This window comes from Streptomyces sp. NPDC015144, assembly GCF_043079735.1.
Classification (GTDB): Bacteria; Actinomycetota; Actinomycetes; order Streptomycetales; family Streptomycetaceae; genus Streptomyces.
Genome location: NZ_JBIBUU010000001.1, coordinates 798,331 through 823,300, shown reverse-complemented (window position 1 = coordinate 823,300; position 24,970 = coordinate 798,331). Strand labels below are relative to the sequence as shown.

The window sequence follows — 24,970 nt, the reverse complement described above, 5'->3', positions numbered from 1 at the left end:
CTTTCTCACTCCGAGTCGGTGGGGTGGGAGACGTGCCGGTCTGCGCTGGTGGGGAACAACTGGAACTGGAAGGCGACCCGCTCCGCACCGTCGGGGATCGGCGAACCGGCGGGCTGCGGCGGGGAGTTGCGTCGCCGGAGCAGTCGGTGGATCTCGGCCGACAGCTCCTCGGCCTCGGCCGGGGTCAGGGTGAGCACGTAGTCGCCGAAGTCCTGGGCGTCGCGCCATTCGGGCGACAGCGCGGGGGTCGCGTCGATGGCGGCCGTCATCGCGTCGGACCAGACCCGGCCCAGCGCCTGCAGATACGCGGCACCGAGGCCGTCCTCGCCCTCCAGCGCCGGATCGTCCGGGAGCACGGTGTTGACGTGCGCCGCCTGCCACCAGCGTTCCCGGCGGCCACCCCGGGACGGCGCCTCGACGATGAAGCCGTACTCGGCGAGCTGGCGCAGGTGGTAGCTGGTGGCCCCGGTGTTCGCGTTCAACCGCCGGGCGAGTGTGGTGGCCGTGGCCGGCCCGTCCGTCCGCAGGACCGTCAGCATCCGCACCCGGAGCGGGTGGGTGACCCCCCTCAAGTTCCGTGCGGTCAGCTTGACTTGAGTCGACTGCTCGGGAAGTTCCATGAGCTTCACGGTAGATGACAAAGGTTCCTGTGCACAGGAATCTGTGCACAGGAACCTCTGCAATCGGCGGGATGGCTGAAATGCAACCGCCCGCAGGCTGCTCCCCACGTCGACTCACGGCCCGGCGCGGCACCGCCGGCCGGTCCCGCTCCAGGACGGCCGCGGCCGGGGCGCCGAAGTCACCGGCAGCCGCCGCGCAGCCCCGACTCCACGTCCTCCAGCGCCGCGACGAGCTGGGGGCCCACATGGCTCCGTACCCAGGTCAGGTCGGCCTCCCCGGCCTGCCGGGGCTCCACCTCGACCAGCATGATCAGAAAGAGATAGGCCCGGTAGAGCGCCAGCCGCAGACGCACCGGCCCGTCGAACACCACTGCCCCGCCCGCATCCGCGTAACCGGCCAGGAATGCCGTGTCGTCCTCCATGTCGGCGAAGAGTGCCAACGAGACGAAATCGGCCACCGGATCGCCCCAGAACATTCGCTCACCGTCGATGAGGCCGCTGACACGACGGTCACCGGGCTCCCCGGCGAGAAGCAGGTTGCCCTGCCAGAGGTCGAAATGGACCAAGGCGGGCCGTGTGACGTCGTCCAGTACGCCGGAGGCGGCGGCGACCACGGCCCCGATCTCCGCGAGGGGGCGCGGCAGCCATGCCGCGTACCGCTCCGCGTCGTCCAGTACTGCCGCGGTCATCGCGGTGAACGCCTCCCGCCAGGTGGGCGCCAACGGCCCCCACGGCTCGGCGGGGTATCCGAATCCCGGCCCGGTGACCGCGTGCAGCCGGGCCGCGACGCGCCCCAACTCCTGACGCAGCCGCCGCCGTTCGGGCTCCTCCAGGGAATCCTTCACCTCGTTCCAGGGAGTCCCCGGACATGCGGTCATGATCAGGTACGGGACGTTCCCCGCACCGTCTCCGGTCCCCCTGTGGACGACCCGGGGCACGACACCGACGCCCAAGGCCGTCCCGGCGCACGCGTAGAAGGCGGCCTCACCGGTCAGCAGCGCGCGTTCGTAGGCCAGGCCCTCGGCCGCACGCGGCGGTATCTTCAGCACCCAGTCGCGCCCCTGGTCCAGCTCGATGCGAACGACCGTGTTGTATGTACCACCGGAGAGCGGTGTGTACCGGGCCGACGCGCTCCCCCGCACCCCGGCCCTCCTCAGGACGGCCTCGGCCGCCGCAACGGTTTCCTCGTACGACATGCTCACTTCTCACTCCTCCCCCACGGGCCGGATCCGGTGCCGTGCCCCCCGCCCGGAACCGGCACACGAGTGCGACGCGCGGGGCACGGACATCCTGCCCGGCGTCCCCGTACGGCCCTCACCAGCACACGGACGGCGCCGGGCCATGGCACACGTGACCACACCGCCGATTTCCGGAACACACGTCACCCCCGCCCAAGAACAACTTCGCCATTCCCCCACGATCTTTCCCAAAGCCCCTCTAAGATCGCGGCCGAGGCGGTTCTCCGCATCTCTATGTACTCCCTCACGAGCAGGGCATCAGGCCCTTCTGAACGCTGAGAGCGGGAGATGACAGCTACGAATGATCAAGTGAACGGGGCCGCGCCCGAGCCGCGTCGGCGACGGCGGGGCGCGCCCGGCCGTCGGACCGTCGGCAGCCTGGCCGCGCTCGCCCTGGGGATCGGCGGCGGTTCGCTGGCCGTCGCGCCCGCGGCCCACTCGCAGACCGAGGACGGTTCGGTGACGGTCCGGGTGATCCGGGCCGTCGACAACACCGGAGTGTGGACACCCGCGCTGGAACCGGGTCTCGCGGGCGTCAAGGTGACGCTCACCGACGACTCCGGGACGGGCGTCGAAGGGGTCACGGCCGCCGACGGCACCGTGACACTGACTCCGACCGCCAGCGGCTCCACCAACGGCAAGTACCGTGTGCAGGTGGTGAATCCGAAGCCGGGTGTCCTGTTCCCGGCCTTCGCCTCACGCCAGGGGCTCGACGGCGCACCCAACCAGTTGAGCAGCAACGAGGAGTTCGTCGACCTCTCCGACCAGAAGAACGTGGCCTACACCACGGGGTTGTGGAACCCGGCCGACTACTGCCAGAAGAACGCACCTCTGGTGACGACCTGCCAGCCGACCACCCGCGAGGGCGGGTCGCAGCGCACCCTCGTCTCCTTCCCGTACGGCGCTCGCGGCCAGGACGGTGTCGACGTCAACGTCACGGACGTCGCCACCAACTCCGAGACCGGCACACTGTTCGGCATCGCGTGGAACAAGGCCGACAAGCGGGTGTTCTCCGCGGCCGTGGCCAAACGCACCACGGACTACGGTCCGGGCGGCGCCGGAGGCATCTACGTGACCGACCGGGCGCAGAAGAAGACCACTTTGTTCACCGTCGTCCCGGACGCCGGAACGACGGCCCACGGCCAGGGCACCGACGACGCCTTCCTCGCGACGCCCGGCAAGGAGAGCCTGGGCGGTATCAAGATCACGGACGACGGCAAGGACCTGTTCGTCGTCAACCTCAACGACCGCAAGCTCTACCGCTACGACGCCACCGCGGACACCGCCTCGGCGCCCGAGTCCGCCAAGGCGATTCCGGACCCGGGCTGCCCGGCGGCGGTGGACTGGCGCCCGTTCGGCCTCGGTCTGCACGACGGGGTCGGCTACGTCGGCGGGGTGTGCTCCGGCGAGTCCACCGGGAAACCCGCGGACCTGCGTGCGGTGGTCCTTCCCTTCGACCTCGACACCGGTGCGTTCCACGAGCCGGTGCTGGACCAGCCGCTGGACTATCCCCGCGAGTCCACGGTCGGCGGGCCCCCGTGCGACGGTCCCGGCTGGTTCCCCTGGACCAACACCTTCCCGACCTCCCAGAACGGTCAGACCTGCCGGAACTATCTGGCCCAGCCCGAACCGGAGTTGGGCGAGATCGACTTCGAGACCGACGGGTCCATGCTGCTGGCCTTCCGCGACCGCTTCGGCGACCGCGCCCCGGCCGGTCCCACGCCCGGCTCGGTCGGCAACGTCCTGTCCGGCGGCGACCTGAACAAGGCGTGCCCGGTGGACGGGCGCTATGTGATGGACACCAACAACGGCTGCGGGCTCTCCCCCCGGGGCACCCGGTTCTTCGACACCAGCCGCATGGGTTCCCACCACAACGCCTCCTTCGCGGGCATGGCGTTCTCCCGGGTCGAGGACACCATCGCGACCGGCGGATTCGACCCCAACAGCACCGCCTTCGGCTACGGCACCACCTTCGTCAAGCGCGACGGCACGCAGGACCCGCAGTCCGGCCTGCGCCTCAACCCGCCCGGGACCGCCGCCCCGTTCGGCAAGGGCGCCTCGATGGGCGACCTGGAGGTGCTCTGCGACCAGGCCCCGCTCCAGATCGGCAACCGGGTCTGGTACGACCCCGAACGCAAGGGCATCCAGAGCCCGGGACAGCGCCCGGTCGTCGGCGCGACCGTCCATCTGTACGACGGGGCGGGCAAACTCGTGGGAACGGCCGAGACCACGGCACGGGGCGAGTACTACTTCGACGACTCCAACGTCACCGGCGGCCTCCTGCCCAGGACGAAATACACCATCCGCCTCGACGAACCGGCCGACTACGCCAAGGGAGGCCCGCTCCACCAGTGGGTGCCGACGGAAGCGGATGTCGGCGACAACCACTTCGTCGACTCCAAGGGCGTCGTTCCGCGCGACGGCCGCTTCCCGGAGAGGGAGTTGACCACCGGCGGCCCCGGGGAGAACGACCACACCTACGACTTCGGCTTCCGGCAGCAGGAGGGCGAGCTGCGCCTGATCAAGCACGATCAGGACGGCAAGGCACTGGCCCGTGCGAAGTTCCAGCTGTGGAAGGAGACGAACGACTCCGACGAGCTCCAGACCGAGGGGACCGATCCGGACACGAAGGTCGGCGAACCGTGCATGACCGGGACCGACGGTCTCTGCCAGGGTACGGGTGCGCCCGGCACCTACTACTGGCAGGAGGTGAGCCCGCCCAAGGGCTATGCCGCCCCGGACGTCTCCGTGTTCGGGCCGCTCGTGCTGACCGCCGAGAACCTCGACGACGGGGTCTCGGTGACAGCCGTCAACAAGCGGCTCCCGGGCACCGAACCGACGCCCACGGCACCCGCGACACCGGGCACACCGGGTTCCCCCGGCGCACCAGGGGCTCCGGGCACACCGGGTCACACCTCCGGCTCCGGCCTCGCGGCCACCGGTACGAGCCCGCTGGTCCCCCTGGCCCTGGCGGGCTGTGCCGCGCTCACCGTCCTCGGTGCGGCTCTGGTCGTCCTGATGCGCAGGCGAAGGGCGCAGCACCGCTAGAGGGAGCCTGAGAGCCAAACACGCCCCGACCCCGTGTCGGGGCGACCGGCGCCGGTGACCGGCCGGTCCGGTTCGGGCGGGTTCGCGGACCAGCGGTCCGCGGGCCCGCCCTTCCGTGCGAACGACCGATGGGAGAAGGCAACCACATGGCTCGGAAGAGGAAGGCCGACGACCGGACACCGCGTCGGGCCCTCTGGCGGAGAACACTGATCGCGATCACGGTGTGCGGCGCGGTGGTCGGTGGCCTGGTCCTCTACCGGGTCCGGTCCGACGACACCGCCACCGCCGCCGAGCGGCCGGTGACGATGGAGGAGGCGTCCAGGCTGGCCCTGTCGCGGCTGAATCTTTACGAGGCGAGCCCGGTGGCGGTGACCCTGACCGCTGCCGAGGGCGGCGGGGTCGTGGTCCGGGTCGAGGGCGTCGTGGACTACCGGAAGCACCGGGCCGTGGGAAGCTACCGGATCACCGGGGCCTCCGGCACCTCCGGCCCCACCACCGGCCGGCTCGACCGCGGGCTGGTCGTCTGGGACGGCGGCGGCCTCGGTCTGGCGCCGACGTCCGAGGACGACGGCAGCCCGCCCTGGCGGCGGGCCGAGCACATCCCGCGCTCGGGCTGGTCCCCCCGCTCGTACACGGCCGACCCCCTGGATGCCGGGCTCCGGCTGCTGATCGAGCTGGGTGCCGACCGCCCGGACAACCCGCTGCTGCTCGCCCAGTCCGGTGCCCGGCTGCTGGGCCGCGACCGGATCGACGGCCGCGGTTACGACCGGTTCGCCGGGCCGCGCGCCCAGGGCTCCACGCCCGGCGCGGAGCCCGGCGGCGGACGGTCGCCGCTGACGTACTGGGTCGACGGTGACGGCGGGCTGCGCCGGGTGACGATGCGGATGCCCGGTCTGGGTACCCCGACGACGGTGGAGTTCTCCGGGCGCGAGAGCCGGGCGAAACTGCCCGAGGCGCCGTGGAGCGCCGGCTGACGGTATCGGGGCCCACGGCTCCGCCGCCGTGTCGTCCCGTGGTCAGTGGGTGCGCGGTACGGCGTCCACGTTCTTCGGGAGGGGGTAGTCGGCCATGTCGACGGCGCCCGGCAGCCCGGTCGCCGGGCGCCCCGGGACCGTCGGATCCGGCATGGACGGCTGGGCCGGTGGGGCCGGGACGCGGCTGAACGGCATCCCCGGCGGTGCCTGCACCGACGCGGTGCGGCCCGCGGGCAGCGCGCCCCGGCCCCGGGTGCCGCAGCCCGCGCGGTTCTCCAGGGAGGCCGGGCTCTGGGTGCCGGGGCGGTTGCCCGCGAAGCAGTTGCCGGGGTCCGTGGAGGCCAGCACGAGGTCGACGCCGTTGCCGGTGGCACGGTTGTCCTCGACGCGGTTGCCGCTCGCCGGATGCCCCGGCGGGTCGGTGACGATCACTCCGGCCGCGTGGTTGCCGCTTACCAGGTTGCGCCGGACGCGGTTGTCGGTCCCGCCTCCGATGCCGATCCCGATGCCGAAGCCCCCGTCCGCCTGCTCGGGTGTGTCGGCCGCGTTGTTGTCGACGACGGCGTTCCCGGCGATCACCGCACCGTGCTGCGGGGCGAGGGCTTCCAGGTCGTTGGAGTTGACCGTGACCCCGACCCGGTTGCGGACGACGCGGTTGCCCACCACCGACAGGTTGTCCGAGGCGTTGGTCAGTTCGATGCCGACCGCGTTGCGCTCCACCGTGTTGCCGCGGACCAGGGTGTTGCAGGGCTTGCACTGGCCCACGTAGACGCCCGAGTCGGCGTGCCCGGAGGCGTAGGAGTCCTCGATCACACCGTCGCGCGCGTCGAAGGCGTAAATGCCGTACAGGCCGTTGTTGTACGCCGTGACCCGGCTCGCCCGAAAGCCCCGGACCGGGGGGAAGCGGGTGGTGTCCAACGGATCGTAGGCGGAACCGCCGGCACCCCGCCGCTGCAACCGCTCGTCGGTGACTCCGGTGAACAGGACGCCGTTGGCGAGGTATCCGTGCACGGTGAGGTTCTCCACCACCGATCCGGCGCCGGTCACAGTGACGCCGTTGGCCCGGCGCAGACCGCCGTCGAGGACGACCTTGTTGCGGTCCGTTCCACGGAGCACCAGGCGGTCCTTGGTGATGCGCACGCTCTCCCGGTACACACCGGGTCCGACCAGCACCGTCTCGCCCGCGCGGGCGACGTCCACCGCCTGCTGCACCGTGCGGAAGTCCTGCGGAACCCGCAGCACGCTCCCCGCCGGATGTCGCGCGTCCTCGGACTTCGGCCCCGCGCCGGAACATCCGGTGGCCGCCAGCACCGCCGAGACGGCCAGTGCCGACAGCCTCAGCATCGCCCGGAACGCCGCTTTCCGTAATGCCGCACGGTTCAACAGGCTTGCTGTGAACAGGGTTTGCATGGCAGATGTTTTATCGTCTCCAATAGGGCCATGCCCACGGAACAGGGAAATGCGCAGGATCCGCCCCACCCCCCGGCAACCGGTTTGGGACGGCGGCGGGCCCTGTTCGCGGCCGGGGCGGTGCTCGCCGCCGGGGCCGGAGCGGCGGCCGATGGACTGGTGAGGGACGACCGGGCGGCCGACGGTGCCTCCGGCGCCCCGGCGGCGAGCGCCGCGATTCCCTTCCACGGCGTCCGGCAGGCCGGGGTCACGGCTCCCCAGCAGCCGACGACGCAGTTGCTCGCCCTCGACCTTCCCAGGACCTCGGCCGCCGCCGGGCGGAAGGCGCTCCGCGGTGTCCTCGGCGAACTGACCGGGGTGCTGGCCACCGCGGCCTCCGACGCCCCGAAGGACCTGCGGCTCCAGGGCGGTGGCACGACCCGGCTCACCTCCCTGGTCGGCATCGGCCCCGCGCTCGCCGACCGGCTCGGGCTCGACGTCCCGTCCGTGCTGGGTGAGTTGCCGCCTTTTCCCGGCGACCGCCTCGACCCGCGCCGCAGCGGCGGCGACCTGCTGGTCCAGCTCTGCGCGGCCGACCGCTGGACGCTCACCGTGGTCGCCGAACTCGTCGTCGGGGCCGCGCGCACGGCCGGGGCCGTGCTCCGCTGGAGCCAGTCCGGCTTCCTGCCGCCCACGGCCCCGGGCACCACCCCGCGCAATCTCTTCGGTTCCAAGGACGGCACCGCCAACCCCGATCGCGCGGCGGCCGAGCAGTGGGTCTGGGGTCCTCCCGGAGCACACGGGAACGGAACCGTCCTCGTCTACCGCAGGATCCACATGGACGTCACCGGCTTCGCGGCCCTCCCCGAGAGCCACCGCGACCGGGCGGTCGGCCGCCGCACCCGCGACGGCGTCGCCCTCGGCGGCACCGTCGAGCACGACGAGCCGGACATCTACGCCAAGCACCCCGACGGTTCCTACGTCCTTCCCGCCACCGCCCATGTGCGCCTGGCCAGCCCCCGTTTCGACGGCGGTGCCCGGATGCTCCGTCGCAGCTACAGCTACGACGACGGGCCGGACGACCGGGGTCTGCTCTTCTGCGCCTTCATGCGCGACCCCGGCCGGTTCACCCGCGTCCAGAACCGCCTGGCCGACCGTGACGCCCTCAATCCGTTCCTCCAGCACCGGGCCTCGGCCGTGGCCTACGTCCTGCCGGGCGCGGCACCCTCCGGATCCCTCGGGGACCAGCTCTGGACGTGAGGCCCGCTAAACCTGCTACGGCGGTCCCCCGAGGCGGCGGCCCGCACCCCGGACCGGTGTGCGGGCCGCCCCGGTCAGTCCGTTCCGTCGGTGGTGGCGGGCCCGTCGTCGCCCGGGGCCATGGGCCAACGGTGGTTGGTCTCGTCGTGCCAGAGCGGCCGGTGGTCGACGCGCAGGCCGAGGATCTCCGGTCGTGCGTAGTGGCCGCGCGAGTCGACCCAGACCTTGACGGCGTTCAGGTCGTCGAGGTCGATCTCCGCCGTGACGAACCGCTCCTCGGGGCCGGTGTGCGGGCCCGCGAGGTACTGGGTGAAGGGGTGGATCACCGCCGACCAGCCGCCGCCCTCGGCGATGTGCTTCTGCGGGCCGAGGTTGGCCGCCATCCAGTCCAGGCACGTCCGGTCGACCGGATTGCCCGCGGAGATCACGAACGCCTGGGCGGTGAGGGCGTGGGTCTTCATCATCGCGTCGATCTGTACGTCGGCGACCTCCTCGAACCCGGCCATGGTGGACAGTCCGGGCCAGGCCGCCGCGTGGATCTCCTGCCCCTGGGCGACCAGGGCCTGCCGGGCCAGGTTCATGGTGTGCTCCCAGCAGGCCAGACCGCCGATCCGGCCGAGCGCGCTGTCGAACACCCGGAGCGTGGCGCCGCCGCCCTGGGCCCACACCATCCGTTCCGCATAGGTGGGCTGGAGCTTGCGGTGCACTCCGAGCAGGGTCCCGTCGGGGTCGATGAAAACCTGGCTGTTGAAGCAGGTCCGAGTGGATTCGAGGCGTTCGCTGACGCCGAGGACCACCCCGGTACCCGCCCGTCGGCAGGCCGACCGGACCCGGGCGATCTCGGGGCCCGGCACCTCGACGGACGCCCCCGCGTAGGCGGCGTCGGCGCCCTGCTGGTCCAGCGGGGCGTACGCCTCGATCCAGTATGGGTAGCCCGGTACGAAGGTCTCCGGGAACACCAGCAGGTCGATGCCCTCCCGGCCGGCCCGCTCGATGAGGGCGACGGCCTTGTCGACCGTCGCCCCGGTGTCCATGAACACCGGGGCGGCGTGGACCGCGGCGACCGTTCGTTTCCTGGTGGCGGGAGCGGGCATGGGACCTCCTCGGGAGCGGCACGGCCGGCACGGGCCGGTGGCGCGCAGTGTGCCACGGTTCACCGCCGTGCGCGGGCGGCTCCGCCCCGGTCCCGCTCACCCGCCGTTCCGTGGACGCGGCGGGGCGGCCCGTCATTTACGGGCGACGAAACCCCACTGGTCAACCGGCTCGGAGATGTCGTCGCCCGGCTCCGGGCGCCACAGCGAGATGGAACCGAACCCCGGCTCCACCAGCTCCATCCCGTCGGCGCTCGCGAGGATCTCCTCGGGCCGGCGCACCAGGTAGGGCGGGGTGTCCCCCGCCGCGTACGCCTCCTGGGCCGCCACCGTCTGCGGGGTGGCGACGGTGTCGCACAGCACCAGGTGGCTGCCCTCGGGCACACCGGCCAGGTACCGGCGCATGAGGTCGATGCCGGCCTGCGGTTCGACGTGGCCGAGGGTGGACAGCACCATGACGGCCACCGGCCGGGTCATGTCCAGGGTCTGGGCGGCTTCCTGGAGCACCCGCTCGGCCTCAAGCATGTCGGCGTGCACGTAGTCCGTCACGCCCTCCGGCGCGCTCGTCAGCAGGGCGCGCGCGTGGGCCAGGACCAGCGGGTCGTTGTCGACGTAGACGATGCGCGCCGTCGGCCGGACGCTCTGGGCGACCTCGTGGGTGCTGTTCTGCACGGGGAGGCCGGTTCCGATGTCGAGGAACTGGGTGATTCCCGCCTCACCGGCCAAGTACCGCACGGCACGGGCCTGGAAGGCACGCGACGCCCGGGCGAGATCCCGGGTCTGGGGATAGCTGGCGATGACCTGGTCCCCCAGCTCCTGGTCGACGGGGTAGTGGTCCTTGCCGCCGATCCAGTAGTTCCACACGCGGGCGGAGTGCGGTATGCCGCTGCGGATCTCGGCTTCGAGCTCGGAGCTGGTGTTCATGTACCTTCTCGCTTCGTGTCGTGCGCGTCGCGGTCCAACCCGATGAGGGTGTCGTAGCCGTCGCGACCGGCGTGCGGTTCGTCCTCCGTACGGCCGAATCGTATGCCGTGCCACGTGCTGGCGATGCCAACTGATCCTACGACCCCATGAGTTCGTTTCGGCCGGCCGGTCGCCGCTTCCACGGCCGGGCCCACTGCGGCCACCTCCGTGGCTCCCGCCGCCGCCACGGCCACCACCTCGGACTCGGGTACCCGGGCGCAGAGGCAGAGCAGCGGGTCCCGCGCGCTCACCGCGCTCCTCCCTCCACGCCGAGCCACTCGTGGACCGTGCCCGTGCCCCGCGTGCGGTCGCGCACGAGCCCGACGTCGCCGTCGCCGTCGCCTCGAAGGCGTTGAGCGGCCTGGGTCTGTCCGCGGCGGTGGCTCCTGCTGGAGCTTCTCGCCGAGCGCGCTGTGCGGCCGGAAGTGCGCGGTGATCACCTGGTACCCGAGCTCGGGCGACCGCAGTACTCATCCTGGGCGGCCTCGCACTGGCCACCGGAGGAACGCTCCTGGCCAACCGGATCGGGCCGAACCCCCGTCGGCGCACCTGATCGGCCGGCTCCCGCACTGCGCCGGGTTCCACCCGGTGTCCCACGGCAGGACGGGTTCGGGCACGGGCCGTTCCGATCTCGCTCGGGCCTCGTTAAAGGAGCAGAACCCCGCCGACCCATGTGCTCGTCCGCCGGCCTGGTCCTTGACTCTCATGGCCATGCCGGACAACCGTCAAGAGGAACCAGAATTGACCTCGGCCGCCACGACCGAACCGCAGACCTCCACGCCGGCGCACTATGCCGAAACAGTCGCCAAGGCCACTGCCTGGGCATGCCTCTACTTCACCGACGAGGACGACCGGCCGCTCCAGGTCCACTCCGTCTACTCTCCCGCCTACCCGTGGCAGTTGGTGGGCGGCACGATGGACCACGGCGAGCATCCCTGGCAGACGGCCGTGCGGGAGTGCGAGGAGGAGACCGGGATCAGGCCGGCCGGGCAGCCCCGGCTCCTGGCCACGGTGTACAGCCCGCCGGGCGGGGGCTGGCCCTACAGCACGCTCGGCTGCGTCTTCGACGGCGGCCGGCTCACCGCCGCGCAGATCCGCGGCATCACGCTCGACCCGGCGGAGCACGACGAGTTCCGTGTCCTCTCCCTGTCCGAGTGGCAGGAGTTGATGCCGCCCGGCGACTTCGACCGCCTCACCGCGGTGGCGGAGGCGCGCCGCTCCGGCGTGACGGCGTACGTCGAGTCCTGGGGATGGGGAACCGGCTGAGCATCGCCCGTACCACGGCCGCTCGGGCGACCGGGAACTCCTCGTGCGCGCGGATTCGTACGTCCGCGTCCGGAGACACCCGAGGGCCGCCCGGTCTTCCGGGCGGCCCTGCAATGCGGTCAACTCACGGGAAGCGGCTTGGCGTTCACGCGGCCTTGGCCAGGGAGGACCGACTCCGGCCCGACAGGTGCCAGGCGGTCGTGGCGTCCGCCCCCGGGGCTCCGCCGCCGTCTTGGCGCGGCCACAGGACGAGCGCGGCGACCGTTCCCGTCACGGCGAGCACCGCGAGGGTGGACCAGGCGGGGGTGAGACCGGCGTTGGTGCCGAGCACTCCCGCGACGGGGTAGGTGATCAGCCAGGCGAGGTGGGACAGGGAGAACTGGGCGGCGAACGCCTCGGGGATCGCGTTCCGTTCGACGGAGGCCCGCAGGACCTTGCCGGTCGGTGTGATGATCAGGGCCATGCCGACGCCGATCACGGCCCAGATGACCGCCGTGCCGGTCCAGGTGGTGAGGCCGGTCGCGGTGATCGTCACCGCGGCGGCGGTGCCGCCGACCAGGACGCCGGCCCCGGTCGTCATGACGGTGCGGGCGCTGATCCGGTCGAGCAGGCGGGGCAGGACGAGCGCGGCCAGCAGGGTGCCGGTACCGGAGGCGGCGAGCATCCAGGCGACGTCCTGCTGGGTGCCGCCGAGCCGGTCGCGGACGTGGTTGACGGTGCTGACGACGACGATCGATCCGGCCGACGCGACCACGAGGTTGAGCGCCATGACGCCGCGCAGGCGTGGTGTGGCGAGGAAGGTCCGTATGCCGCCCACGGCCTTGTCCCATGCCGTGGTGCGGGCGCTGGGGCGGGCGTCGGGGATGCGGGTCGACAGGACCAGCACGGCGGAGGCGGCGAAGCCGATGGAGGTGCCGAGGAACAGCCGGTCGAAGGTCAGGAAGGTGAGGGCGACGGCCGCCAGTACGGGGCTGAGCAGGCTCTCCATGGTGGAGGCGACCTGGGACGCGGACAGGGCCCGGGTGTAGGCGGCCTCGTCGGGGACGATGTCGGGGATGACGGCCTGGAACGTCGGGGTGAAGGCCGCGGAGGCGGCCTGGAGCAGGCCGATCAGTACGTAGATGTGCCAGACCTCGGTGACCAGGGGCAGCGCCAGGACCACCGCGCCTCGGATCACGTCGAGGAGGACGAGAAGCGTCCGTCTGGGAAGCCGGTCGATGGAGGCGGCGGCCAGCGGGGCGATGATCACGTACATGACCATCTTGATGGTCAGGGCGGTGCCGAGGACCATTCCGGCGCGCGGGCCGGCGAGGTCGTAGGCGAGCAGTCCGAGGGCCACGGTGGTCAGCCCGGTACCGAACAGGGCGATGACCTGGGCGCCGAACAGGTGGCGGTAGTCGCGGACGGAGAACAGTCGCATGGCGGGTTCCTTCCGTGTCCATGCGGCGGGGCACGGCCCCGGGGCGGGGTCCATGCCCCGCGGTTACAGGCGGGGTCACTGCGCACCGGTGTCGCTCCTCGGTGCGGGACGGGCGGGACGGCCGGCGGCACGGGCCGCCGGGTGGGGCAGGGGGCGGGGCGGACAGGGCATGTCGTCTCCTTCGCCGCGGAGTGTGCGGGTGGGGTCAGTGGTGCGCGTGGGCGCCGTGTCCGGACGGCGCCCCGTGCGCCGGGACTTGGCGGGGCTCCGCCCCGGTCGTGCGCACGGTGAACTCGGCGGTCCGTACGACGCCGTCGTGCTGGAAGTCCAGGTACAGGCGGTAGGTGCCGGCCGTGGGCGCGACCGCCATGAACGTGATCCCGGGCCCCGGCGCGGTGATGCCGTCACCGGGCGCGCCGTCCGGGTGGACGTGGAGGTAGCCCAGGTCGCCGACGCGCAGCGCCACCAGGTGCCCGTACGCGGCCAGGTAGGGCTGGAGGTCGGTCACGGGGCTGCCGTTCCGGCCGATGGTGAGGGTCAGTTCGCTCGGCTCGCCGGGCCGGAGCGTCCCGTCGAGGGTGACGGTGTAGTCGTCGATCCGCGCGGTCCCGGTGGCGGCGGGCAGTGGTTCCGGGGCGTACGGTCCGGCGACCGAGGCGTCGATGCCCAGCGTCATGGTGGCGTCGTGGCCCGCCGGGTGGATGTCGGCGAAGAACCGCCAGTCGCCCGCTTCCAGGTTCAGTTCGGTGCTCCAGTTGCCCTGGTCGTCCCTGACCGGGTGCACGTGCTGGAATCCGGACGTGTCGCGCCGGACGGCGATGAAGTGGAGTTCCTTCTCGTGCTCGGGGACGAACCGGGTCACCGGGTGTCCGTCGGGCCCGATGATCCGGAAGCCGACCGGCCGCGTCCCGGCGGTGAAGAGCGTGGTGTCGAGTTCGAGGGTGTAGCCGTGCTCGGAGACCGAGAGTCCGCCGGGGCCGCCGGCGGCGTGGCCGGCATGGCTGCCGTGACCGCCGTGGTGGGCGTGGCTGTCGTGGTCGGCGTGGCTGCTGTGGCTGTGGGCGGCGTGGCTGTTCATGGCGTCTCCAGGGTGGGTCGGGCCTTTCGGCATCTCCTGTTTCCGCACGCAGCCTAACCCCTATACCCCAGGGGGGTATAGGGGTTAGGCGATGGAATTTCTCGCGAGGCCCTGCCCGGGCGTCCGCGCCGGAAGGTTAGGAAGCGCTCCGCAGCCCCGCGATCATCGTGCGGATGTCCGTACGGGGCCCTCGGTTGTACGGGAGCTTGGAGAGCAGGACGCCCATGGCGCAGGAGTTGCTGACCGCCGCGTAGACCAGGCCCGCGCCGACCGCCGTTCCGACGAGGTGGACACCGGGCACGAAGATGCCGGCGATGCCGGTGGCGAGGACGATCGACCCGGCGACGAGGCGGACCTGGCGTTCCATGTCCCAGCGCTCCGGGCCCCGCTCCACGGGGGCGCCCGCCATCTCCCAGGCGTTCATCCCGCCGCCCAGGACCCGCAGGCCGGGCAGGCCGGCTTCGGCGAGCATCTGCTCGGCCCGGGTGGCGCGGGCCCCCGAGCGGCAGACCAGCACGGTGTCCTCGTCGAGGTGGGCGCGGAGCTCCGCGCGGTGCTCGCGCAGGGCGGGCAGCGGCACGTTGTACGCGCCGGGGATGTGGGCGGCACGGAACTCGGCGGGGGTGCGCACGTCGAGCAGGCGCGGTGTGCGGCCTTCCTCGGTGAGCCCGCGCAGCACGGCGGGGGAGATGGACGGGACGGTGCGCTCGGCACTCATGCATGACTCCGGAGAAGGTGTGCCCGTGGGGGCGTGTACGGGTGGGCGGGGGGGGGCTGCGGTCAGGCCTCGGCGGATTCCGCGAGGGCCCAGGCGGCGTAGCCGCCGAGGATGTCGGAGACGTCCTGGGCGCCCCGGTGACGCAGGAGGCTGGCCGCGATGGACGAGCGGTGGCCGCCGGCGCAGTGCACGACGAGCGGGCGGTCCGTGGGGAGTTCGTCCGCACGCGCGGGGAGCTCGCTCAGCGGGATGTGCAGGGCCTCGGGGATGAAGCCGGCCGTCTGGCGCTCGCCGCAGGTACGGACGTCCACGACGACGGGCGGGTTGTCGCCCGCGAGCGCCGCCTTGAGCTGTGCGGCGGTGACGCGGCTGGCGGGTGCGACCTCGTCCGGCAGGGCCGTGAGGACGTCCTCGGGGTTGCGGAGGTAGCCGGCCACCCGGTCGAAGCCGATGCGGGCGAGGCGGGTGACGACTTCCTCCTCGCGGTTCTGCGGGGCCATGACGAGCAGTTCGTCGGCCGGGTCGAGGACGGTCCCCGCCTGTTCGGCGAACCGCCCGTCGGCGGGCAGGTTGACCGCGCCCCGGAGGTGCCCGGCGGCGAACTCCTGCGGGTCGCGGGTGTCGACGACGACCGCTCCCCCGGCGCGCAGCGCGGTGAACGCGTCGAGGGCCAGCGGGCGGGCCGCGGCCGTCGCGTCGTAGCGGGTGCGTTCCTTGCGGTTGAGGTCGGCGTCGTAGGCGAAGTAGCCGGGCGCGGCCGACTGCCCGGCGGTGACGAGTGCGACGAACTCCTCGCGGCTCATCGGGGCGCAGGCGTAGTTGGTGGCGCGCTGCTCGCCGATGGTCGACTGCTTCTCCGTCGAGAGGTTCTTGCCGCAGGCGGATCCGGCGCCGTGCGCGGGGAAGACGCGGACCTCGTCGGGCAGCGCCATCAGCTTGTTCTGGACGCTGTCGTACAGCATCCCGCCCAGCTCTTCGGCCGTCACGCCCACGGAGGCCAGCAGGTCGGGGCGGCCGACATCGCCGATGAACAGCGCGTCGCCGGTCAGGACGCCGTACGGGACGGTGTCGTCGGACCGCTCGTACACGAGGACGCTGACCGACTCGGGGGTGTGCCCGGGGGTCTCCATGATCTCCAGGACGACGTCGCCGAGGGAGATCCGCTCGCCCTCGGCGAGCTTGCGGATGGGGTACTCGGTCTCGGCGCGCCGCCCGTAGCCGATCCAGGCGCCGGTGGCGTCCGCCATCTCCAGGTGCCCGGCGACGAAGTCAGCGTGGAAGTGGGTGTTGATGACGCCGACGACGGTGAAGCCGTGCGCCCGGGCGTCGGCCAGGTACTCGGAGACGTCCCGGCGCGGGTCGACGACCACCGCCTGGCCGGTCTTCTCGTCGGCGATCATGTACGACGCCTGGGAGAGGCAGTCGAGGTAGTACTGGGTGAAGAACACGGCGGATCCTTCCTGAGAAACGCTCACCCTCGTCGGGTGCGAAAGACTGTGGGTACGAAAGGCCGGGTCACGGGGCGTACGAGCGGCGGGCCCGGGGAGCGGCGGCGGTCAGGCGGTCGTTCCGCTCGCCAGCGGCCGGCCGGTGCGGGCCCAGCCCTTGGTGCCACCCGCGACGGAGAGCGCGTCCACGCCCCGGGCCGCGAGCCGGTCCGCCGCCCGCAGGCTGCGGTTGCCGGTCGCGCAGATCACGTACACCGTCCGGTCGGCGGGCAGCACGTCGAGGACGGAGTCCAGCGCGGACAGCGGTGCGCTGTGGACGCCCGGCACATGTCCGGCCACGTATTCGTCGGGCTCGCGGACATCGATGACGAACGCACCGGCGGCCATGTCCGCGGCGAAGCTCTCCAGGTCTACTTCACGCATCGAGGCATCCCTCACTCTCGGGTACCCCCAGGGGTATTTACTGGTTCGACAGTAGGGCGCCCCCACACGAGAAGTCAAATACCCCCGTGGGTATCTTCCCGGGCGTGGCGACATCGACTGCGCGCATCGGGGAAAAATACCGGCGGGGGTATATTGAACTGGGCGTACGCGGCCTGCGCGGTGCGGAGCCCTCCCGCTCACCACCGTCACCCGACGTGACCCACGCACCGTTGCCCGCAGCTCGGGCGAGTGCCTCCGCCGGACCGGCTCCCCTCTCCCAAGGACATCCGCCCGTGAACGACACCACCACCCGCCCCGCCCGCCCGGCCGACGGCGCCACCGGCCCCGTACGGCTGGGGCTGCGCGAGAACGCGGCCCAGTTCACCCTGCTGGTCGTCGTGAACGTGGCCGTGGGCGGCCTGGTGGGCCTGGAGCGCACCACCGTCCCGCTGATCGGCTCGGAGACGTTCGGTCTGACCAGCGATACGGCCGTCTTCTCCTTCATCGTCGCCTTCGGCCTCACCAAGGCGTTCACCAACCTCGCCGCGGGGGCCCTCACCGCCCGCTTCCGCCGCAAGCAGCTCCTCGTGGCAGGCTGGCTGATCGGGGTCCCCGTCCCCTTCGCCCTCGCGTACGCGCCCTCGTGGGGGTGGATCGTCGGGGCCAACGTCCTGCTCGGGCTCAACCAGGGCCTGACCTGGTCGATGACGGTCAACATGAAGATCGACCTCGTCGGCCCGGCCCGGCGCGGGCTCGCCACGGGTCTGAACGAGGCCGCCGGATACACCGCCGTCGGCGTCACCGCCATGCTCACCGGATACCTCGCCACCGGCTACGGCCTGCGCCCCGTCCCCGAGCTGATCGGCGTCGTCTTCGTGGTCGCGGGCCTCGCCCTGACCCTGGTGGTCCGCGACACCGCCGCGCACGCCGCCCTCGAACTGGCCCGTCACCCCGGGCCCCCGCCCACCGGCGAAGACACCGGCCCGAAGGCGGCGTTCCTGCGTACCTCCTGGCGCGACCGCTCCCTGCGCGGTGCCAGCCAGGCCGGGCTGGTCAACAACCTCAACGACGGTCTGACCTGGGGCGTCTTCCCTCTGCTCTTCACCGACCACGGACTCGGCCTCGCCGCCGTCGGCCTCGTCAAGGGCCTCTATCCGATCCTGTGGGGCCTCGGGCAGATCCCCACCGGCCACCTCGCCGACCGCATCGGCCGCAAGCCCCTGATCGTGGCCGGCATGCTCGTCCAGGCCGGCGGATTCGTCCTCGCCCTGGCCCTGATCGAGCAACCACTGCTCGCCGGAATCCTCTCGGCCGTCGTCCTCGGGCTCGGCACCGCGATGGTCTACCCGGCCCTCATCGCGTCCGTCTCCGACCACGCCCACCCGGCATGGCGCGCCAACGCCCTCGGTACCTACCGGTTCTGGCGGGACATCGGCTACGCCGCCGGGGCCCTCGTGGCCGGCGTCCTCGCGGACCGGGTCGGTCTCGAGGCCACCGTCGTCGCGGCGGCCGTTCTCACCGCCGTGTCCGGGCTCCTCGCCGCCCGCTGGATCGCCGAGCACCGGCCGGCCGCCCGGTGAGGAGCCGGGCGGCCGGATCGGCGGAGGGTCACCGCGAGGCGCGGCGTTCCAGGTGGATCGCGGTGAACACGGCGACCTTGGCCCGCAGGGCCCAGGGGTCGAAGGGCTTGCTGATGTAGTCGACGGCGCCGGCCGCATAGCCCCGGGCGGAGTGCTCGGAGTCCGCGCCCATCGCGGTGAGGAAGATGATGGGAACGTCCCGGTCGCGGGGGCGGCGCTTGATGTGCGCGCAGGTCTCGTAGCCGTCCATCTCCGGCATCTGGACGTCCATGATGATGACGGCGAAGTCGTCGTGGTCGAGGAGCGCCTTGAGCGCTTCGCGCCCGGAGGAGACGGTGACCAGCTCCTGGTCGAGGGAGGCCAGCACCGCGGTCATCGCGAGGAGGTTGCCCGGCTGGTCGTCGACGACGAGGATCTTGGGCAGGTTCCGGGCCGCGGAGACGGGCAGCGGGGCGGTCGGCTCCTCGACGGCGTCCAGCTGCCGTTCGAGCAGGTCGCAGCGGCTCTCGGCCGCGATCCGCAGCGCCTGGGCCTCGCGGAGTTCCGCCGCCAGCCGCCGCACGTCGAGCCGGAGCGCGTCGCGCTCCCGCAGGAGGCCGGACACGTCGGGATGGGCCGCCGCCAGCTCGTCGGCCCGCCGCCGTTCCGCGATCCGGTCGGCCTCCAGCTGGCCGAGGCGCACCTCCAGGTCCGCGATGCGGTGCGTACGGTCCAGCAGCGCGTCGCCCAGTACGTCGCCACGGACGCTGGACCTCCGCGAGATCCGGTCGGCGTCGGCGAGCTGCTGTTCCAGGATCTCCACAGCGTGCTTGGGCGAGGCCCCGGCGTGGACCGCCTCCCCGTACAGCCCGCGGACGAACTCGATGGCCTCGGTGGTCATCGCGAGGCCCCGGTGTTCGGCGAGGTCGGTGAAGAGGTCCATGATCACCTGCCACGGGGGTAAGCGGGTGCCGTTCAGATAGCGCGAGAACGTTCCCGGGTCGCGCTGGTGCCGGGCCGCGTACCGGCGCACCGATACGTCCAGGCCCTCGAACAGCTTCCGCAGGGCCTCGGCGAGGGCGCGGGAGGCATCGGTGAGCTCGCTGCCCAGCGGCCGGAGCTCACCCACGCCCTTCCCCCCGTCCGGTGCCGGCGCCGGAGCGGTCGCGCCGCCCGGCCCGGCCGCCATCGGCATCGGCGTCGATGAGCCGGTCGAAGAAGGGAACGGCCAGTCCTGCGGCGCCGAGGCCCGCGAGCAGGCTGCGCGGGGCGCCTTCCCCCGCGAGCGCGGCCAGCCCGCCGGCCGCCGCGCCGACGAGCAGAGCCAGCAGGAACACCAGGGTCGTTCTCAGGGAGAGCAGCGGCCGGTCCATCCAGGCCTCCATGTGTCCGCCCCATCACACGGATGGGGATCCTGTCACCTGTCACCCGTCCGGTGGAACGCGGAAGGGGAACCACAGCATGGAGGAGACGGGACCCGTTGCGCTCCGCAACGGGGAGGCGGACGCAACACCGGTCCCGCCGCCACACCCCCGCCATCGGCCCGTCGGCCGGTGTTCCGGCCGGTGGCGGGGGGTGGGACCGGTGCGGGCGACGGGACCGTTGCACCGCAACACCACGGGAGGTCCGCAACGCGTGTTCGACCCGGTTCGCGTGGAAGGTACGGGGCCGTCCCGGCCGGGGAGACAGCCCGGGCCCCCGTTCAGGGGCGCAGGATCAGCCGGATCGGGTCGCCGGTCTTGTTCTCCAGCCGCTCCACCGCCTCGGCGGCCTCCGCCAGCGGGAACTCGCCGCTGATCGACCCGGAGAAGTCCAGCCGGCCGCCCTGGAGCAGGGTCAGCAGCTCGGGCAGCGCCACCGGCATGTCGGAACCGTAGTGGCCGAGGATCCGCTGCTGGAGATAGCTGAAGCGGGTGCCGTCGGCGACGGTCAGCGGCTGGTCGGTCAGGCCCACGAGAACCAGGCGGCCCTTGGGCGCGAGCACCGACAGTGCCTGCTCACGGACGGCCGGCACCCCCGCGAAGTCGAAGGCCGCGGCAAGTCCGGCACCGCCGGTGACCTCGGCGACGCGGTCGCGCAGCGCCGGGTCGCCCGGGTCGAGCGCCAGGTCCGCCCCCTGGGCGAGGGCGCGCTCGCGGGCGGTCGGGTTGGGGTCGATCGCGACGACGGGGCACGCGCCGACGGCGCGCAGCAGCTGGATCGCGTGGACGCCGAGGCCGCCCGCGCCCCAGACGCCCACGGCCTCGGCGGGCTTCACTGCGCCCGTGACGGTGATCGCGCCCCAGGGCGTGGAGACCGCGTCCGGAATGATCGCGCCCTGGTCGAAGGGGATGGCGTCGGGCAGCTCCGTGAGGGCGTCCTCGGCGGAGAGCGCGTACTCGGCCCAGCCGCCGTCGTAGTCCACACCACGGGTGTAGGTGACCCCGTCGCGGACCTCGCCCGCGTACAGCACGACGCGCTGACCCGCGGTCCAGCGGGTGACGCCCGGACCGGTCTCCGCGATGGTGCCGGACACCTCGTGGCCGAGGGTGACCGTGTCGCCGCGCAGGAGCAGCGGGGTGAGGGTGCCGTCGATGAGGTGGACGTCCGACAGACAGACGCCCGCGGCCTCCACCTTCACCAGGACCTCGCCGGGACCGGGGGCGGGCTTCGCCACCTCCTCGATCCGCAGCGTACGGCTCGGCACGTGCAGCCGGGCGGCGAGCATCTGCTCCATGACATGACCTCCTTGGCATGACGGCGACCTCGGGCTCGAAGCCCCATAACGCAAGTCACCTTGCAATGAAACGTACGTCCGCACTCCAGGTAAAGCAAGTGGAGCTGCGTTAAAGTGGAGCATGACCCCGCCCGACCAGAAGAACGCCCCACCGCTGCGCCGCCGCGGGGCCCGCATGCGCTCCGCGGTCCTCTCCGCCACCGTGGACGTCCTGGCGGAGCACGGACTCGCCGGGACCACCGTCGGCGCCGTCGCCCGCGCGGCCGGCGTCCACGAGACCTCCGTCTACCGGCGGTGGGGAACCCGCGAGAAGCTGATTCTGGAAGCGCTGGCCGAGCAACTCGACACGGCGATGCCGATCCCGGACACCGGGCGGGTCCACGACGACCTGGCCCGCTACTTCGGCGCATTGGCGCGACTGCTCGCGACGCCCCAGGGTGAGGCGCTGCTGCGACTGAGCACCGAGCGCGACGACACCCTGCCGGACCACCGCCTCCCCTACTGGACCGAGCGCCTGGAGCGCGGCGCCGTGATGGTCCGCCGGGGCATCGAGCGCGGCGAGCTCGCACCGGACACGGACCCCGGTCTCGTCATCGAGGCGATCAGCGGCGCCCTGTTCACCCGCACCCTCGTCAGCGGGGCCCCGCTCGACGAGAGCCTGGCCGAGCGGCTCGTCGCCCTCACGCTCACCGGCGCACTCCCGCGCACCCCCGCCTGACGCCGGACCGCGCTCGCCCCCCTCCCGCGAAGCCTGCCGCAACTCGGTACCCCCCTGGGGTACTTGACACGTGCACCGCTCACGTCTTACCTTCATCACACGATACCCCCACGGGGTATAAGCGATCTGGGAGGAGACACCCTCATGTGCACCACTTCCGCCGCATCGCAGAACGCGCCCGCCGTCGTCCGCGCGGGCGCCGGTGACGGGACGCTGCCCGACTGGCACCTGCGGGGGGAGTGGTTCGACGTATGCAGCTGCTCCCTGCCCTGCCCCTGCACCTTCGCCCAGGCCCCGACCCACGGGGACTGCCTCTTCACCCTCGTCTGGCAGGTCCACGAAGGGCACTTCGGAGACGTCCGTCTGGACGGTCTGGGTGTGGTGGCGCTGGGCGAGTTCGCCGGGAACATGTGGGTCGGCGACCCGGACGCCACGATGAAGGTGATGCTCTACATCGACGCCAAGGGCGACCAGGCGCAGCGCGACGCGCTGGAGCGGATATTCGCCGGCCATGTCGGCGGCTGGCCGGGCCAGTTCGGCTCGCTCATCAGCGAGCTGCGCGAAGTACGGTACGCCCCGGTCCAGTTCGACGCGGCGGAGGACCTCTCGTACTGGCGGGCCCGGGTCGGCGACTCGGTCTCCGTCGGCGCGACCGCCCTCACCGGCCCCACGGCCGACCCCACCCGCCGTGTCCAGCTGGTCAACGCCCCGGGCGCCGAGGTCGGCCCCGGCCAGATCGCCACCTGGGGCGTCGTCGAGAACGACCACGCGGAGGGGTTCGACTTCTCCCACGAGTACCACGGGGGCTCCAGCAAGCACTTCCCGTTCGACTGGCGCCCCTGACCCCGGGGCGGCACGTGACGGTCCGGCGCCCGAGGGAGGGCCGGGCCGTCACGTGTCCGGGAACGGCTCGGTGGCCTCCCGTTCACCGGCGCTGACCAGTCCGGTCTCGTAGGCGACGATGACGGCTTGGACGCGGTCGCGGAGCCCGAGCTTGGCCAGAATACGGGCGACATGCGTCTTGACCGTCGCCTCGGCGAGGTGGAGGCGGGCAGCCAGCTCGGCATTGCTCAGTCCCCGGGCCAGCAGGCCGAGAACCTCCAGTTCGCGCGGGGTGAGCGCGGCGAGGTCCCGGTGGAGGGCGGCGGCGTCGGCGCCCTGCCGGGTGAACCGCTGCACGAGACGGCGCGTGATGGCGGGCGCGAGGAGCGCGTCGCCGGTGCGGACCGTGCGGACGGCCGAGACCAGTTGCTCGGGCGTGACGTCCTTGAGGAGGAAGCCGCTGGCCCCGGCGGACAGAGCCGCGTAGACGTACCGGTCGAGGTCGAACGTGGTGAGGATGATGACGCGGGGCCGACCGGGCGGGGGCTCTCCCGCCCGGTCGGCGTCGTCCGCCCGTGGGGCGGCGAGGATGCGGCGGGTCGCCTCCAGGCCGTCCGTCTCCGGCATCCGGATGTCCATCAGGACCACGTCGGGACGGGTGCGCCGGACCGCTTCGACCGCTTCGGTCCCGTTGGTCGCCTCGGCGACGACGTCGATGCCGCCGGCCCCGAGAATCATCCGGAAGCCGGTGCGGACCAGAGTCTGGTCGTCGACCACAAGCACCCGCGTCTGCTGCTCGGTCACAGTGTCTCCAGGGGGATCAGGGCTTCCACACGGTAGCCGCCGGTCAGCCGACGGCCGCTGCTCAGGCTTCCGCCGTAGACGGCGAGGCGCTCGCGAAGGCCGATCAGGCCCCGGCCGCCCCCGGTGGCCGAGCCCGGTCCCGGGCGCCCGCCGGTGTCGATGACCTCCACCCGGAGCCGTTCCGGTCCCCGCTCGACGGTGACCGAGGCCGTGGCACCGGACGCGTGCTTCACCGTGTTGGTCAGCGCCTCCTGGACCACCCGGTAGGCGGCCAGTTCGACCCCGGGCGGGATCGCCCGGGGTGTGCCGGTCACGGTCAGCTCGACCGGGAGCCCGGCGTGCCGTACGCCTCCGACGAGCGTCTCCAGCTGGTCCAGGCCGGGCTGCGGAGCCAGTTCCGTCCCTGCTCCGGCCAAGTCGGCCCCGCCATCGCTTGGTTCACCCTCGCCGGTCATGGTGAGGAGGCCCATGACGTGCCGCAGTTCGGTCATGGCGGCCCGCCCGCCGGCCTCGACGGCCAGCAACGCCTCGCCGGCCTGCTCGGGGGAGGTACGCATGATCATGCGGGCCGCACCCGCCTGGATGACCATCACGCTGACGTTGTGCGTGACGACGTCGTGCAGTTCACGGGCTATCCTCCCGCGTTCGTGCTCCACCGCCCGGCGCAGCGCCTCGGCCTGTTCGCGTTCCATGGTGGCGAGCCGGGTCCGGCCCTCGTCGGTCCGGTGTTTCCAGGTGCGCAGCCCGAGGGCGGCTCCCGCCATCGGGACCAGGATGAGCAGGACCAGGTACTCGTTGGGGACGATCGGGGTCACCGAGTCCCCCGAGATCCCGACGAGGAGGACCGACACCGGAAGGACCGCCAGGGTCGCCGTCCGGTAGGGGCTGTGGACGGCGGCGCTGTAGACGGCGATCACGAAAGCGTAGAGCGTCAGGCGCAGCACGCTCTGCGGCGTGGCCAGCACCGCGGCCGTCACCACGCACAGCACGGCGAGCGGGAAGCGCCGTCGCAGGGCCACGGCGCCGGAGGCGACGAACGCGAGCGCCACCATGAGCGCCAGGCCGCCGGGACCGGACGGGCGCGGCACGACGTACTCGACGCCGGGTGCGATCTCGCGCACCACGGTGACGTTCGCGTTGTCGATGCCGTAGTGGACCGTGGCGATGCCGAGCACCAGCGCCACGAGGACGTCGAGCTGCTGTCCCCGGCGGCCGGGGCGGGGCGGTGGTCCGGTCGGGCGTCCGGCGTCACGGACCGCTCCGCGGGCCAGGGCCCACAACGCCTCCAACGTCGCACGCGTGTTCGTCACCGGCTCATTGTCTCCGTCCGGGCCCCGGCCGGAGTCCGCCCCGGCGGCTGTTCCCGGCTCCCCGGCTGCATCGGACGACTACATCGTGAGGATGACGACTCGGCG

22 protein-coding genes are annotated in these 24,970 nt (G+C 72.4%); 7 read left to right on the top strand and 15 right to left on the bottom strand.

Going from position 1 to position 24,970, the window contains the following annotated elements; genetic code table 11:
• Window positions 1-5 precede the first annotated feature (5 nt).
• Window positions 6-620, bottom strand: a complete 615-nt coding sequence (locus ACF08W_RS03575) for a helix-turn-helix domain-containing protein (RefSeq protein WP_392278257.1) — start codon at window positions 618-620, stop codon at window positions 6-8.
• Window positions 621-799: 179 nt separating this feature from the next.
• The gene (locus ACF08W_RS03570; protein WP_392278256.1) at window positions 800-1,816 is read right to left on the bottom strand and encodes a phosphotransferase family protein; all 1,017 of its coding nucleotides are present in this window, start codon (window positions 1,814-1,816) and stop codon (window positions 800-802) included.
• Between the two features lie 351 nt (window positions 1,817-2,167).
• On the opposite strand from ACF08W_RS03570, the gene ACF08W_RS03565 reads away from it, so the two are divergent.
• Together ACF08W_RS03565 and ACF08W_RS03560 are read left to right on the top strand one after the other, a co-directional pair.
• Entirely contained in the window at window positions 2,168-4,906 is a 2,739-nt protein-coding gene (locus ACF08W_RS03565) for an SdrD B-like domain-containing protein (RefSeq protein WP_392278255.1), read from the top strand.
• Window positions 4,907-5,052: 146 nt separating this feature from the next.
• Entirely contained in the window at window positions 5,053-5,880 is an 828-nt protein-coding gene (locus ACF08W_RS03560; protein WP_392278254.1) for a hypothetical protein, read from the top strand.
• A gap of 42 nt (window positions 5,881-5,922) precedes the next feature.
• Here ACF08W_RS03560 and ACF08W_RS03555 read toward each other — a convergent pair whose 3' ends face one another.
• The gene (locus tag ACF08W_RS03555; RefSeq protein WP_392278253.1) at window positions 5,923-7,224 is read right to left on the bottom strand and encodes a right-handed parallel beta-helix repeat-containing protein; all 1,302 of its coding nucleotides are present in this window, start codon (window positions 7,222-7,224) and stop codon (window positions 5,923-5,925) included.
• 96 nt (window positions 7,225-7,320) lie between these two features.
• On the opposite strand from ACF08W_RS03555, the gene ACF08W_RS03550 reads away from it, so the two are divergent.
• Entirely contained in the window at window positions 7,321-8,529 is a 1,209-nt protein-coding gene (locus tag ACF08W_RS03550; protein ID WP_392278252.1) for a Dyp-type peroxidase, read from the top strand.
• 74 nt (window positions 8,530-8,603) lie between these two features.
• Here ACF08W_RS03550 and ACF08W_RS03545 read toward each other — a convergent pair whose 3' ends face one another.
• Window positions 8,604-9,623: a carbon-nitrogen hydrolase family protein gene (locus ACF08W_RS03545; RefSeq protein ID WP_392278251.1), complete on the bottom strand. Its 1,020-nt coding sequence runs from the start codon at window positions 9,621-9,623 to the stop codon at window positions 8,604-8,606.
• Between the two features lie 132 nt (window positions 9,624-9,755).
• The gene (locus ACF08W_RS03540; protein ID WP_352280427.1) at window positions 9,756-10,544 is read right to left on the bottom strand and encodes an SAM-dependent methyltransferase; all 789 of its coding nucleotides are present in this window, start codon (window positions 10,542-10,544) and stop codon (window positions 9,756-9,758) included.
• Between the two features lie 780 nt (window positions 10,545-11,324).
• On the opposite strand from ACF08W_RS03540, the gene ACF08W_RS03535 reads away from it, so the two are divergent.
• The gene (locus tag ACF08W_RS03535; protein ID WP_392278250.1) at window positions 11,325-11,849 is read left to right on the top strand and encodes an NUDIX domain-containing protein; all 525 of its coding nucleotides are present in this window, start codon (window positions 11,325-11,327) and stop codon (window positions 11,847-11,849) included.
• Window positions 11,850-11,994: 145 nt separating this feature from the next.
• Here the strand turns inward: ACF08W_RS03535 and ACF08W_RS03530 are convergent, their stop codons facing one another.
• The 5 genes from ACF08W_RS03530 to ACF08W_RS03510 all read right to left on the bottom strand — a co-directional run bounded on the left by ACF08W_RS03530 (window position 11,995) and on the right by ACF08W_RS03510 (window position 16,936).
• Window positions 11,995-13,269, bottom strand: coding sequence for an MFS transporter (locus ACF08W_RS03530; protein WP_392278249.1), 1,275 nt, complete (start codon window positions 13,267-13,269; stop codon window positions 11,995-11,997).
• Between the two features lie 205 nt (window positions 13,270-13,474).
• Complete coding sequence (locus tag ACF08W_RS03525) at window positions 13,475-14,347, bottom strand: hypothetical protein (protein ID WP_392278248.1); 873 nt, start codon at window positions 14,345-14,347, stop codon at window positions 13,475-13,477.
• Between the two features lie 136 nt (window positions 14,348-14,483).
• Window positions 14,484-15,065, bottom strand: coding sequence for a rhodanese-like domain-containing protein (locus ACF08W_RS03520; protein ID WP_392278247.1), 582 nt, complete (start codon window positions 15,063-15,065; stop codon window positions 14,484-14,486).
• 62 nt (window positions 15,066-15,127) lie between these two features.
• A complete protein-coding gene (locus ACF08W_RS03515; RefSeq protein WP_392278246.1) occupies window positions 15,128-16,513 on the bottom strand; it encodes a rhodanese-like domain-containing protein in 1,386 nt (461 codons plus the stop codon).
• A 108-nt stretch (window positions 16,514-16,621) separates the two neighbouring features.
• Window positions 16,622-16,936, bottom strand: coding sequence for a rhodanese-like domain-containing protein (locus tag ACF08W_RS03510; RefSeq protein WP_352280421.1), 315 nt, complete (start codon window positions 16,934-16,936; stop codon window positions 16,622-16,624).
• Between the two features lie 293 nt (window positions 16,937-17,229).
• Here ACF08W_RS03510 and ACF08W_RS03505 point away from each other — a divergent pair, with 293 nt between their 5' ends.
• Window positions 17,230-18,516: an MFS transporter gene (locus ACF08W_RS03505; protein WP_392278245.1), complete on the top strand. Its 1,287-nt coding sequence runs from the start codon at window positions 17,230-17,232 to the stop codon at window positions 18,514-18,516.
• Window positions 18,517-18,544: 28 nt separating this feature from the next.
• Here the strand turns inward: ACF08W_RS03505 and ACF08W_RS03500 are convergent, their stop codons facing one another.
• The 3 genes from ACF08W_RS03500 to ACF08W_RS03490 all read right to left on the bottom strand — a co-directional run bounded on the left by ACF08W_RS03500 (window position 18,545) and on the right by ACF08W_RS03490 (window position 21,211).
• A complete protein-coding gene (locus ACF08W_RS03500; RefSeq protein WP_392278244.1) occupies window positions 18,545-19,624 on the bottom strand; it encodes a response regulator in 1,080 nt (359 codons plus the stop codon).
• Window positions 19,617-19,880 carry a hypothetical protein gene (locus tag ACF08W_RS03495; RefSeq protein ID WP_385218034.1) on the bottom strand — a complete coding sequence of 88 codons (264 nt, stop codon included), beginning with the start codon at window positions 19,878-19,880 and terminating at the stop codon, window positions 19,617-19,619. The genes ACF08W_RS03500 and ACF08W_RS03495 overlap by 8 nt, the downstream gene beginning before the upstream one ends.
• 317 nt (window positions 19,881-20,197) lie before the next feature.
• Window positions 20,198-21,211: a zinc-binding dehydrogenase gene (locus ACF08W_RS03490; protein WP_392278243.1), complete on the bottom strand. Its 1,014-nt coding sequence runs from the start codon at window positions 21,209-21,211 to the stop codon at window positions 20,198-20,200.
• Between the two features lie 121 nt (window positions 21,212-21,332).
• Between ACF08W_RS03490 and ACF08W_RS03485 the strand changes: the two genes are divergently transcribed.
• Complete coding sequence (locus tag ACF08W_RS03485; protein WP_392278242.1) at window positions 21,333-21,929, top strand: TetR/AcrR family transcriptional regulator; 597 nt, start codon at window positions 21,333-21,335, stop codon at window positions 21,927-21,929.
• Between the two features lie 144 nt (window positions 21,930-22,073).
• The gene (locus tag ACF08W_RS03480) at window positions 22,074-22,772 is read left to right on the top strand and encodes a DUF1326 domain-containing protein (RefSeq protein ID WP_385218044.1); all 699 of its coding nucleotides are present in this window, start codon (window positions 22,074-22,076) and stop codon (window positions 22,770-22,772) included.
• A 48-nt stretch (window positions 22,773-22,820) separates the two neighbouring features.
• Here the strand turns inward: ACF08W_RS03480 and ACF08W_RS03475 are convergent, their stop codons facing one another.
• Complete coding sequence (locus ACF08W_RS03475; RefSeq protein ID WP_392278241.1) at window positions 22,821-23,555, bottom strand: response regulator; 735 nt, start codon at window positions 23,553-23,555, stop codon at window positions 22,821-22,823.
• On the bottom strand, window positions 23,552-24,865 hold the full coding sequence (locus ACF08W_RS03470; RefSeq protein WP_392278240.1) for a sensor histidine kinase: 1,314 nt from the start codon (window positions 24,863-24,865) through the stop codon (window positions 23,552-23,554). Before ACF08W_RS03470 ends, ACF08W_RS03475 begins: the two co-directional genes overlap by 4 nt.
• Window positions 24,866-24,970: the final 105 nt, after the last annotated feature.

What these genes read in the sequence shown, in the direction of transcription:
- ACF08W_RS03495 (WP_385218034.1), bottom strand. Translation starts at nt 19,880, where the DNA reads ATGGAGGCCTGGATGGACCGGCCGCTGCTCTCCCTGAGAACGACCCTG.
- ACF08W_RS03575 (WP_392278257.1), bottom strand. Translation starts at nt 620, where the DNA reads ATGGAACTTCCCGAGCAGTCGACTCAAGTCAAGCTGACCGCACGGAAC.
- ACF08W_RS03570 (WP_392278256.1), bottom strand. Translation starts at nt 1,816, where the DNA reads ATGTCGTACGAGGAAACCGTTGCGGCGGCCGAGGCCGTCCTGAGGAGG.
- ACF08W_RS03480 (WP_385218044.1), top strand. Translation starts at nt 22,074, where the DNA reads ATGTGCACCACTTCCGCCGCATCGCAGAACGCGCCCGCCGTCGTCCGC.
- ACF08W_RS03510 (WP_352280421.1), bottom strand. Translation starts at nt 16,936, where the DNA reads ATGCGTGAAGTAGACCTGGAGAGCTTCGCCGCGGACATGGCCGCCGGT.
- ACF08W_RS03520 (WP_392278247.1), bottom strand. Translation starts at nt 15,065, where the DNA reads ATGAGTGCCGAGCGCACCGTCCCGTCCATCTCCCCCGCCGTGCTGCGC.
- ACF08W_RS03540 (WP_352280427.1), bottom strand. Translation starts at nt 10,544, where the DNA reads ATGAACACCAGCTCCGAGCTCGAAGCCGAGATCCGCAGCGGCATACCG.
- ACF08W_RS03550 (WP_392278252.1), top strand. Translation starts at nt 7,321, where the DNA reads ATGCCCACGGAACAGGGAAATGCGCAGGATCCGCCCCACCCCCCGGCA.
- ACF08W_RS03555 (WP_392278253.1), bottom strand. Translation starts at nt 7,224, where the DNA reads ATGCTGAGGCTGTCGGCACTGGCCGTCTCGGCGGTGCTGGCGGCCACC.
- ACF08W_RS03545 (WP_392278251.1), bottom strand. Translation starts at nt 9,623, where the DNA reads ATGCCCGCTCCCGCCACCAGGAAACGAACGGTCGCCGCGGTCCACGCC.
- ACF08W_RS03530 (WP_392278249.1), bottom strand. Translation starts at nt 13,269, where the DNA reads ATGCGACTGTTCTCCGTCCGCGACTACCGCCACCTGTTCGGCGCCCAG.
- ACF08W_RS03525 (WP_392278248.1), bottom strand. Translation starts at nt 14,347, where the DNA reads ATGAACAGCCACGCCGCCCACAGCCACAGCAGCCACGCCGACCACGAC.
- ACF08W_RS03485 (WP_392278242.1), top strand. Translation starts at nt 21,333, where the DNA reads ATGACCCCGCCCGACCAGAAGAACGCCCCACCGCTGCGCCGCCGCGGG.
- ACF08W_RS03490 (WP_392278243.1), bottom strand. Translation starts at nt 21,211, where the DNA reads ATGGAGCAGATGCTCGCCGCCCGGCTGCACGTGCCGAGCCGTACGCTG.
- ACF08W_RS03560 (WP_392278254.1), top strand. Translation starts at nt 5,053, where the DNA reads ATGGCTCGGAAGAGGAAGGCCGACGACCGGACACCGCGTCGGGCCCTC.